This window comes from Streptomyces phyllanthi, from assembly GCF_009377205.1.
Taxonomy (GTDB): domain Bacteria; phylum Actinomycetota; class Actinomycetes; order Streptomycetales; family Streptomycetaceae; genus Streptomyces; species Streptomyces phyllanthi.
Genome location: NZ_VJZE01000371.1, coordinates 1 through 9,501, shown reverse-complemented (window position 1 = coordinate 9,501; position 9,501 = coordinate 1). Strand labels below are relative to the sequence as shown.

9 protein-coding genes are annotated in these 9,501 nt (G+C 72.0%); 3 read left to right on the top strand and 6 right to left on the bottom strand.

Annotated features, from left to right (window positions below; genetic code table 11):
* Positions 1 to 601, bottom strand: a 601-nt coding sequence (locus FNH04_RS34640; RefSeq protein WP_152789816.1) for an NAD-dependent epimerase/dehydratase family protein, incomplete at its 3' end; no start/stop codon positions are given.
* A gap of 71 nt (positions 602 to 672) precedes the next feature.
* On the opposite strand from FNH04_RS34640, the gene FNH04_RS34635 reads away from it, so the two are divergent.
* The gene (locus tag FNH04_RS34635; RefSeq protein ID WP_152789815.1) at positions 673 to 1,161 is read left to right on the top strand and encodes a GNAT family N-acetyltransferase; all 489 of its coding nucleotides are present in this window, start codon (positions 673 to 675) and stop codon (positions 1,159 to 1,161) included.
* 28 nt (positions 1,162 to 1,189) lie between these two features.
* Here FNH04_RS34635 and FNH04_RS34630 read toward each other — a convergent pair whose 3' ends face one another.
* Positions 1,190 to 2,374 (bottom strand): MarP family serine protease, encoded by a 1,185-nt coding sequence (locus FNH04_RS34630; RefSeq protein WP_322724710.1) that lies wholly within the window; start codon positions 2,372 to 2,374, stop codon positions 1,190 to 1,192.
* A gap of 444 nt (positions 2,375 to 2,818) precedes the next feature.
* On the opposite strand from FNH04_RS34630, the gene FNH04_RS34625 reads away from it, so the two are divergent.
* Positions 2,819 to 3,526 (top strand): peptidoglycan recognition protein family protein, encoded by a 708-nt coding sequence (locus tag FNH04_RS34625; RefSeq protein ID WP_386575539.1) that lies wholly within the window; start codon positions 2,819 to 2,821, stop codon positions 3,524 to 3,526.
* Positions 3,527 to 3,689: 163 nt separating this feature from the next.
* A complete protein-coding gene (locus FNH04_RS34620; RefSeq protein WP_152789813.1) occupies positions 3,690 to 3,968 on the top strand; it encodes a hypothetical protein in 279 nt (92 codons plus the stop codon).
* Here FNH04_RS34620 and FNH04_RS34615 read toward each other — a convergent pair.
* The 4 genes from FNH04_RS34615 to FNH04_RS34600 all read right to left on the bottom strand — a co-directional run bounded on the left by FNH04_RS34615 (position 3,958) and on the right by FNH04_RS34600 (position 9,365).
* A complete protein-coding gene (locus FNH04_RS34615; RefSeq protein WP_322724709.1) occupies positions 3,958 to 4,479 on the bottom strand; it encodes a DUF4240 domain-containing protein in 522 nt (173 codons plus the stop codon). The two genes, FNH04_RS34620 and FNH04_RS34615, sit on opposite strands and share 11 nt — an antisense overlap.
* Positions 4,480 to 4,534: 55 nt before the next feature.
* Positions 4,535 to 5,509, bottom strand: coding sequence for a helix-turn-helix transcriptional regulator (locus tag FNH04_RS34610; protein WP_152789812.1), 975 nt, complete (start codon positions 5,507 to 5,509; stop codon positions 4,535 to 4,537).
* Positions 5,510 to 5,706: 197 nt separating this feature from the next.
* Positions 5,707 to 8,418, bottom strand: coding sequence for a pyruvate dehydrogenase (acetyl-transferring), homodimeric type (aceE, locus tag FNH04_RS34605; protein WP_152789811.1), 2,712 nt, complete (start codon positions 8,416 to 8,418; stop codon positions 5,707 to 5,709).
* A 323-nt stretch (positions 8,419 to 8,741) separates the two neighbouring features.
* Positions 8,742 to 9,365: a GntR family transcriptional regulator gene (locus FNH04_RS34600; RefSeq protein WP_152789810.1), complete on the bottom strand. Its 624-nt coding sequence runs from the start codon at positions 9,363 to 9,365 to the stop codon at positions 8,742 to 8,744.
* Positions 9,366 to 9,501: the final 136 nt, after the last annotated feature.

Here is a 9,501-nt window from a genome sequence, read left to right as displayed (position 1 = left end):
CCCCACCACCCCGCGCGATCACCAGCCCCGTACGGGCGAGCACCGTACGGATGCCCGCCTCCTGCGCCGCCGCCGTCGCCTCCTCCCACTCCACGCACAGGGACGGCAGGAACCCCTCACCGGGCGGCGCCGACTCGTCGACCACCCGGTTGCCCGTGTCGCCGTAGAACCCGATCGCGCTGCCGTTGACGAAGACCCGCGGCGGCACGTCGAGCGAGGCCACCGCCTCGGCGAGCGCCGCCGTGCCCAGCACCCGCCCGGCGCGCAGCTTCACCTTGTAGGCCGCCGTCCAGCGGCGTGACGCCACCCCGGCCCCGGCGAGGTTCACCACCGCCACGCACCCGGCCAGCCCCGCCGTGTCCACGCGCTGGGCCTCCGGATCCCACCGCACCTCGTTCTCGGCGAGCGGGGTACGCCGTACGAGCCGTACGACCTCGTATCCGTCCGCCCGCAGCGAGCGCGCGAGCGCCGAACCGATCAGCCCGGACGACCCGGCGATCGCGACCCGGGAACCGGGAGCCGGCGCCCCCTCGGCACCGCCCCCCAGTGACGCGGCGGTTTCGAGCGGTGCGTCTGCGCCCAGTGGTGCGTCAGCGTTCATGAGGACATCCTGCCGGGTGGGTTGCCACATCACACGCTCGGGCCTGGGCCGGTCGCCGTACTGTGGCCCCCATGCCTGCTCCGCACATACGTTTCGCCACCCTGGGCGACGAGGACACGCTCGGCCTGCTCGACCGGGCCACCTGGTCCACGCTGCACTCCGTGCAGCCACGCCCCCAACCGCCGTACGAGCCCTTCTTCAGCGAGCGTTTCGGCCCGCGGGACCATCTCGTCGCAGAGTCCGGTGGGAGACTCGTCGGCTACATCAGGCTGGGCTTTTCGACCCCGCTCGCCTGCAACTCCCATGTGCGGCAGATCCAGGGGCTCGTCGTCGCCGACGAGGCACGCGGGGCCGGTGTCGGCCGGGCGCTGCTGCGGGCCGTGCAGGAGGAGGCCCGGCGCCAGGGCGCGCGACGGCTCACCCTGCGCGTCCTCGGGCACAACACCCCGGCCAGGAAGCTGTACGAGTCCGAGGGGTTCGTGGTGGACGGGATCCTGCCGGAGGAGTTCCTGCTCGACGGGGCGTACGTGGACGACGTCATGATGGGGCGTTACCTCTGAGCCCCCGGCAACAGAGGCACCGACAGCCCTACGAGGCGATCAGCGCGCCCGTGTCCACCGGTGTCGTCGCGTTCCTCGCCTGCCGGGCGTCGGGAGCGACCTCGTCCACCGTCAGGACGTAACCCGTCTCGCTGTCGGAGGTGGAACGGGCGAAGACCACGCCGTACACCCGGCCGTCGGTGGTGAGGAGCGGGCCGCCGGAGTTGCCGGGGCGGACCGTGGAGCGGATGGCGTAGATCTCCCGGGTGACCGTGGCCGCGCTGTAGATGTCCTTGCCGGTCGCGTCGATACGGCTGGCGACCGTGGCCGCCTGGAGGTCCAGGCCGCCGTCCTGCGGATACCCGGCGACGACCGCGGAGTCACCGCGCCGGGCGCTGTCGTCGAAGCGGAGCACGGGCGCGTCGAGGCCCGGCACGTAGAGGACCGCCACGTCCTTGTCCGGGTCGAACAGCACGACCCGCGCCTCGTACGCGCGGCCCACGCCGCCCACGCGGACGGTCGGCTCGTCGATGCCCGCCACCACATGGGCGTTGGTCATCACGTGCTCCGTCGCGTAGACGAATCCGCTGCCCTCGCGGCCCTGGCCGTCCGCGGCGCCCTCGACCTTCACGGTGCTGCGCTTTGCCGCACGCGTGGCCGCCGCCGTGACGCTGTCGCCGGAGGGCTTGGCGACCTCGGCCGTCGCCTCGTTCTCGAACGGGTTGAAGACCTGCGGGAAGCCCGCCTCGGTGAGCGCGGAGGTGGCGCGCGAGAACCAGGCGGGAGTCGTGTCCGGCATGGTCTTCTGCACGGCGCCGAGCAGCGCCGAGTCCCGGATCGCCTGTGTCACCACGGACGACGAGGACGCACCCAGGACACTGGCGGCCACCCAGGCCACGATGAGGACGGCGACCGTGTTGGCGGCGGCCCCGCCGATGCCGTCGGCCACCCGGAGCGGGCCGCGGTCCAGCTCGTGGCGCAGCCGCAGGCCCAGGCGCCCCGCCAGCTCGTGCCCGACCACCGCCGGTGCCAGCACCGTCAGCACGGCCGTGATCGTCGCGGCCGGTGTCCCCGCCGTCACCAGGTCCATCACCCAGGGCAGCACCCAGACGCCGACAGCCGCGCCGCCCACGAACCCGGCCAGCGAGACACACCCGGCGACCAGTCCACGACGGTAACCGGACGCCGCGTAGGCCAGGATCACCAGTAACAGCAGGATGTCGAGCAGATCCACGAAGCCGCCTTTCTCTTTGGACCCCCTAGTACGCGCGCGAAGGGCCCGGTGATCAGGCAGGCGCGCACGGCCCGCCGGAACCGGCCGCACATGCCTGGACCTGTAGAAACGTCCCGGACCGTGACGATGGTTCCACCGGGTGGCGCATCCCGCGTCGCGGCGGCGGCGGATCCGGGTGAGCCTGAGCGCATGCGTGTCTTCCGGAAAGCACGGGGGGCGCGAACCCGGCGCGGCCGACAGGGGGGCGTACGGGCCGCGACACTGGCCGTCGTGCGCAGGGCCGCCGCCGCGCGCGGAGGTGCTTCCGTACGGGCCGGGGCCGCGCGTGCGGAGCCTGCCGCTCATGCCGCCCACGCCGGTCACGAGGCGGAGGGGACCCCACGGGTCGTACGGCCGTCGCGTGCCGTTCTTGTCGGGTCGGTCTGTGCGGGCGGGCTGGCCGTGATGGCCGGGATGGCGCTGTACCTGGTCGCCGGGACGGACCGTACGCCACCCGGCCCGGCCGAGCACCCCGCGACGGACCGGACCGCCGTCGCGCACACGGCCCCCCGGCCGCCGATCGTGCCGAGGTCCCGCTGGCTGGGGAGCGCCCCGCCCAGCCAGCCGCCCGCGCGGTACGACGACCGGGTCCTCGCCGTCTTCGTGCACCACACGGACACGCCCAACGCGTACGACTGCGCGGACGCGCCCCGCATCATCCGCGACGTCTACGCGGGCCAGACCGGCACCCGGCAGTGGGACGACATCGGCTACAACTTCCTCGTCGACCGCTGCGGCACGATCTACGAGGGCCGCGCCGGCGGAGTCGACCGGCCCGTCACCGGTGCCCACACCCAGGGCTTCAACCACCGTACGGCGGGTGTCGCCGCCATCGGGACCTTCACCGCGGGTGTGCCCGTGCCCCGGGCGATGACCGACGCGATCAGCGCCCTCACCGCCTGGAAGCTGGGTCTGTCGGACACCGACCCGCGCGGCGGTGTCCGGCTGCGGTCCAGCAACGACCTCAGCCGGTACCCGGCCGGCACCACCGTCCTGCTGCCCGCCCTCGCGGGCCACAGCGACGGCTATATGACGAGCTGCCCCGGCGCGGCCCTCGCGGAACGGCTCCCCGAGGTCCGGGCCGCCGCCGCCCACCTCCAGGGACGGTCCTAGAGCTGCTCCCCCCGTTTCCCGGACGGCTGAGCCGTCTGAGATGCCTCTCATGATCCTGAAGCGGGTTCTCACGGGGTTCACAGACACCGCGCCGACGTCTCACAGAGTTCTCCAAGACCGGCGCCCTAACTTCGTCGTGTCACGCCGACTGGAGGTGGGGAAGATGAGCAGCAGCCGTTCGCAGCACCCGAAGACCACTGCGCGGAACACGGGGAAGACCTGGTCCGCGTCCCTGCGGAGCCCGTGGACCGTGGCCTGCGCGACCGTCGCCGTCGTGCTCGGCCCGTCCGCCGTCACCGCGTCCGCGCTGGAGCGGGCGAACTCGGCGCCCCTGCACCGCCCGGCCGCGCCGGACCACCCGCCGCACCACGCCGCGCCCCTCGCCGCCCCCGAGTACGCGTACCTGCCGCGCTCCACGAACCGCGGTCAGGTCACGACCTGAACCGCTCCCAGAGCCTGGGGCAGAGCTCCGCGAGCGCGGCCTCCTTCTCGAAGTCCACGGGAGTGCCCTCGGGTTCGGGCGGCGCGGGCGGGATGCCGAGGTCCGGGGCCACGGTGCCGGTGAGCTGTTCGTACGCCTCGTCCGCCGCGTAGCCCAGTTCCTCGCCGTCCCCGTCGACCTCCTCGTCGAAGTCGTCCAGGAGATCGGCGAGCGCGTCCGGATCGTGCACCGCGCCCTCGAAGACCTCCCGGCCCCGGCCGATCAGCCAGCACCGGAAGAAGTCGAAGGCGTCGTCGTCGGCCCCGTCGAGCAGGATCCATGCCGCGCCCCACAGGTCCCAGCGGTAGGCGCGGTTGAAGCGGGACTCGAAGTGCCGGGCGAAGTCCAGCACCGAGTCAGGGTCCAACTGGACGAGACGTTCGACGAGCAGGTCGGCCTGGTCCTCGGGGTCGCCCTCGGCGGCCTCCCGGGTCTCGTCCACCAGCTCCCAGAACTCCGTCTCGTCCATCACGGGACCAGCATCGGGCCTGTGGCGGGCGGGCGCACCCCGAGGACGGCGGATCGCGTCACGAACCGTAGAGTTCCGCGAGCCGCGCCGCGTCCTCGGTGAACCGTTTGCGCAGGGCCGCCGGGGACAGCACCTCCACCTCCGGGCCCAGGGCCGTGAGCTGGGTGTGGGCGACCTCCTCGGACTCCACGGGCAGCGTCACGGTCACACGACCCCGCTCGTCCGGGTCACCCGCGGCCGCGAGGGCCTCGCGGACGGCCTGGGGATCCGCGGTGTGCGCCAGCCGCCGTACGCCTTCGCCGGACAGCCGCACCACGACTTCCGTGCGCAGGATCGACCGTGCGAACTGGGCGGCCCGTTCCTCCCAGAAGGCGGGCAGGTCGAACTCCTCGTCGCGCGTGAAGCGTTCCTCGCCCACGGCGACCGCGGTGAAGCGGTCGATGCGGTACACCCGGAAGGACGCGTGCTCCGTCACCCGTGCGCAGAGGTACCAGGTGCCCGCCTTCAGGACGAGGGCGTACGGTTCCAGCCGCCGTTCGACCTCGGTGTCCCCGCGGTGGTAGCGGGCGGTGACGATCCGGTCGTCCCACACCGCGTCCGCGACCGTGGGGAGGAGATCGGGTGTCTCGGGCTCCTTGAACCAGGCGGGGGCGTCCAGGTGGAACCGTTGCGCGGCCGTGCGGGGGGCGTCCTTGAGGGAGGGCAGGAGGGCGGCGGACACCTTGAGGCGGGCCGCCGAGGCGGTGTCCTCCAGCCCCATCTCGCGCAGGGCGCCCGGTACGCCGGAGAGGAACAGGGCCTCCGCCTCGCTGCGGGCGAGACCGGTGAGGCGTGTCCGGTACCCGCCGATGAGCCGGTAGCCCCCGGCTCGGCCCCGGTCCGCGTACACCGGCACGCCGGCCTCGGACAGCGCCTGCGCGTCCCGCGTCACGGTCCGCTCGGACACCTCCAGCTCGCGGGCGAGCTCGGCGGCGGTCATGGAGGGACGCGACTGGAGCAACAGCACCATTCTGATGAGCCGGGCGGCACGCATGGGGTCATGATGCCGGGCGGCTGCGACGCGGGGGTTGTTTTCGCCCCCGCCGTTCCTCAAGCGCCGGAGGGGCTGGAACTTCCAGCCCGTCCGGCGCTTGAGGACGAGGCCCGTTCAGGGCCGAAGCGGGGGTCTGGGGGCGCAGCCCCCAGGGAAGGGACGGGTAGGGGCGGCGGGGGCGAGGAAAACCCCCGGCCCTACAGGCGGTACCTGTCCCGCGCCTCCTTCACCGCCGTCGCCTTGACCTCGCCCCGCCGGGCGAGCTGGGCGAGGGCCGCGACCACGATGGACGGCGCGTCGACGCCGAAGTGGCGGCGGGCCGCCTCGCGGGTGTCGGAGAGGCCGAAGCCGTCCGCGCCCAGCGAGGAGTAGTCCTGCTCCACCCACTGCGCGATCTGGTCGGGCACCTGACGCATGTAGTCCGAGACCGCGAGCACCGGACCCTCGGCACCCTGGAGCGCCTGACGCACGTACGGAATGCGCTCCTCGCCCCGCAGCAGCGCCGCGTCCGCCTCCAGCGCCTCACGCCGCAGCTCCGTCCACGACGTCGCCGACCAGACGTCCGCCGCCACGCCCCACTCCTCGGCGAGCAGCTTCTGCGCCTGAAGCGCCCAGTGGATCGCCGTACCGGAGCCCAGCAGCTGGATGCGCGGGGAGTTGGCAGCGGGGGACAGCCCCGCCGACTCCGCCGTGTTGAAGCGGTACAGGCCCTTGACGATGCCCTCGTCGACCCCGGCCACCGCCGGCTTCGCGGGCTGCGGCAGCGGCTCGTTGTAGACGGTGAGGTAGTAGAAGACGTCCTGGTCCTCGCCGGGGGCGGCCTCGCCGTACATACGGCGCAGACCGTCCTTCACGATCACGGCGATCTCGTACGCGAACGCCGGGTCGTACGTCAGCGCCGCGGGGTTGGTCGCGGCGATCACCGGCGAGTGGCCGTCGGCGTGCTGGAGGCCCTCGCCCGTCAGCGTCGTACGGCCGGCTGTCGCGCCGATCAGGAAGCCGCGGCCCAGCTGGTCGCCGAGCTGCCACATCTGGTCGGCCGTGCGCTGCCAGCCGAACATCGAGTAGAAGATGTAGAACGGGATCATCGTCTCGCCGTGCGTGGAGTACGCGGTGGCGGCGGCGATGAAGTCGGCCATCGAACCGGCCTCGGTGATCCCCTCGTTGAGGATCTGCCCGTCCTTGGCCTCCTTGTAGTACATCAGCTGGTCGCGGTCGACCGGCTCGTACGTCTGGCCCTTCGGCGAGTAGATGCCGAGGGAGGGGAAGAGCGACTCCATACCGAAGGTGCGGGCCTCGTCGGGGACGATCGGCACCCAGCGCTTCCCGCTCTGCTTGTCGCGGACCAGGTCCTTGACGAGCCGGACGAAGGCCATGGTCGTGGCCACGTTCTGGGAGCCGGAGCCCTTGTCGAAGGACGTGAAGGGCTTGTCCGCGGGGGCCGGCAGCGGGGCCACGGCGTGCGCACGGCGCGCGGGGGCCGGGCCGCCGAGGGCCGCGCGGCGCTCCTGGAGGTAGCGGACCTCGGGGGAGTCGGCGCCCGGGTGGGCGTACGGGACCACCCCGTCGACGAACTGCGCGTCGGGGACGGGGAGCCCGAGCAGGTCGCGCATCGTCTTGAACTCGTCCACCGTCAGCTTCTTCATCTGGTGGTTGGCGTTCTTCGACGCGAAGCCCTTGCCGAGCGTGAAGCCCTTGACGGTCTGGGCGAGGATGACGGTCGGGGCACCCTTGTGCTCGACGGCCGCCTTGTACGCGGCGTACACCTTGCGCGCCTCGTGACCACCGCGGGAGAGGTGGAAACACTCGAGGATCTTGTCGTCGGACAGCAGCTTGGCCATCTCGGCGAGCGCGGGGTCCTTGCCGAAGAAGTCCTGGCGGATGTAGGCGGCGTCACGGGTCTGGTACGTCTGCACCTGCGCGTCCGGCACTTCACGGAGCCGTCGTACGAGCGCGCCCGTGGTGTCGAGCTGGAACAACTCGTCCCAGGCCGTGCCCCACAGCGTCTTGACGACGTTCCAGCCGGCGCCCCGGAACTGGGCCTCCAGCTCCTGCACGATCTTGAAGTTGGCGCGGACCGGACCGTCGAGGCGCTGCAGGTTGCAGTTGATGACGAAGGTCAGGTTGTCCAGGCCCTCGCGGCTGGCGAGCGCGAGTGCGGCCGTGGACTCCGGCTCGTCCATCTCGCCGTCCCCGAGGAACGCCCACACGTGGGAGTGGGAGACGTCCTTGATACCGCGGTTGGTGAGATAGCGGTTGAAGCGCGCCTGGTAGATCGCCGACAGCGGGCCGAGGCCCATGGAGACGGTCGGGAACTCCCACAGCCAGGGGAGGCGGCGGGGGTGCGGGTAGGAGGGCAGGCCGTTGCCGCCGGACTCCTGCCGGAAGTTGTCGAGGTGCTGCTCGGTCAGACGGCCGTCGAGGAAGGCGCGGGCGTAGATGCCGGGGGAGGCGTGGCCCTGGATGTACAGCTGGTCGCCGCTGCCGGGGGCGTCCTTGGAGTCCTTGCCCTTGAAGAAGTGGTTGAAGCCCGTCTCGTACAGCCAGGCAGCGGAGGCGAAGGTGGCGATGTGGCCGCCGACGCCGTGTTTGCTGCCCCGGGTCACCATCGCGGCCGCGTTCCAGCGGTTCCACGCGGTGATACGGCGCTCCATCTCCTCGTCACCGTCCACGGCGGGCTCGGCGGCGGTGGGGATGGTGTTGACGTAGTCGGTCTCGAGGAGCTTGGGCAGCGCGAGCCCGCCCGCCTCGGCGCGCTCCAGCGTGCGCCGCATCAGGTACGCGGCACGGTGCGGCCCGGCTGCCTTGGTGACGGCGTCCAGGGAGGCCTGCCACTCGGCGGTCTCCTCCGGATCGCGGTCCGGGAGCTGGTCGAGCGCGCTCGGCTGGATTGCGGTGGGGTCGGTCATTGCGCCGCCTTCCGGATGCGGAGGGGGGTTCCCTCATCGGCAAGGGGTTCGGGGGTGCCCTTTGTCTGTGGCAGGACAGGGCGAGGGCTCTGGTGGGAGCCCGTCGGTGACTGTAACCACTGATCGATGATCGATCAAAGGGTTGACGGGCAAAACCTCTCGATTACGAGAAAGTCGGCACGGGGTGCCTTCGGCGACGGCACCGGGTGTCGTGGAGTGTGGGGTGTTTTCGCAGGTCGGAGTGCGTTTTTGAGCGGTGGCGTGCTCTGCTGTTCGAGAAGGGTTCCGCCCGCGCCGCCCTTACCCGTCCCAGAGTCCCCCCATCAAGCGCGCGGCGCGCAGCCCAGGACGTGGGCCTTCACGATGTCGGCGATCCTCGGGTCGTGCCTCCGGAACGCGGCCACCAGGTCCTCGTGTTCCTCGGCGTACGACTGCTGGACCGTGCCCAGCCAGCGGATGGACAGGGCCGTGAACACCTCGATGCCCAGGCCCTCCCACGTGTGCAGGAGCACGGAGTTGCCGGCGGCCCGGACCAACTCCCGGTGGAAGCCGACCGTGTGGCGCACCTGGCCGGTGCCGTCCGACCTGCGGTCCGCCTCGTACAGCGCGGCGACATGCGGCTCAAGGGCCGAGCAGTCCTCGGCCAGCTTCTCCGCGGCCAGCTCCGCCGCGATGGCCTCCAGACCGGCCCGTACGGGGTAGCTCTCCTCCAGGTCGGCCGCGGTCAGGTTCCGTACGCGTACGCCCTTGTTCGGCGCCGACTCGATCAGGCGCAGGGACTCCAGTTCCCGCAGGGCCTCCCGTACGGGGGTCTGGCTGACCTCCAGCTCCGTCGCGATCCGCCGCTCGACGATCCGCTCACCCGGCTTCCAGCGCCCGCTCACGATCCCCTCCACGATGTGCTCGCGGATCTGTTCGCGCAGCGAGTGGACGACGGGCGCGGTCATGAGGGCTCCTTAAAGCGGGGCCGCCCCTCGGCCCCGGGGGCGTTCGACGTTTAGACAATAAGGCCGGTTCCTGTCGCTGGGAGGGCGTGTGGGGGTGCTTTCGCGCAGGTGAGACGAGCGGCACACGGTGCTCCGC

What these genes read in the sequence shown, in the direction of transcription:
- FNH04_RS34635 (WP_152789815.1), top strand. Translation starts at nt 673, where the DNA reads ATGCCTGCTCCGCACATACGTTTCGCCACCCTGGGCGACGAGGACACG.
- FNH04_RS34625 (WP_386575539.1), top strand. Translation starts at nt 2,819, where the DNA reads ATGGCCGGGATGGCGCTGTACCTGGTCGCCGGGACGGACCGTACGCCA.
- FNH04_RS34620 (WP_152789813.1), top strand. Translation starts at nt 3,690, where the DNA reads ATGAGCAGCAGCCGTTCGCAGCACCCGAAGACCACTGCGCGGAACACG.
- FNH04_RS34610 (WP_152789812.1), bottom strand. Translation starts at nt 5,509, where the DNA reads ATGCGTGCCGCCCGGCTCATCAGAATGGTGCTGTTGCTCCAGTCGCGT.
- aceE (WP_152789811.1), bottom strand. Translation starts at nt 8,418, where the DNA reads ATGACCGACCCCACCGCAATCCAGCCGAGCGCGCTCGACCAGCTCCCG.
- FNH04_RS34600 (WP_152789810.1), bottom strand. Translation starts at nt 9,365, where the DNA reads ATGACCGCGCCCGTCGTCCACTCGCTGCGCGAACAGATCCGCGAGCAC.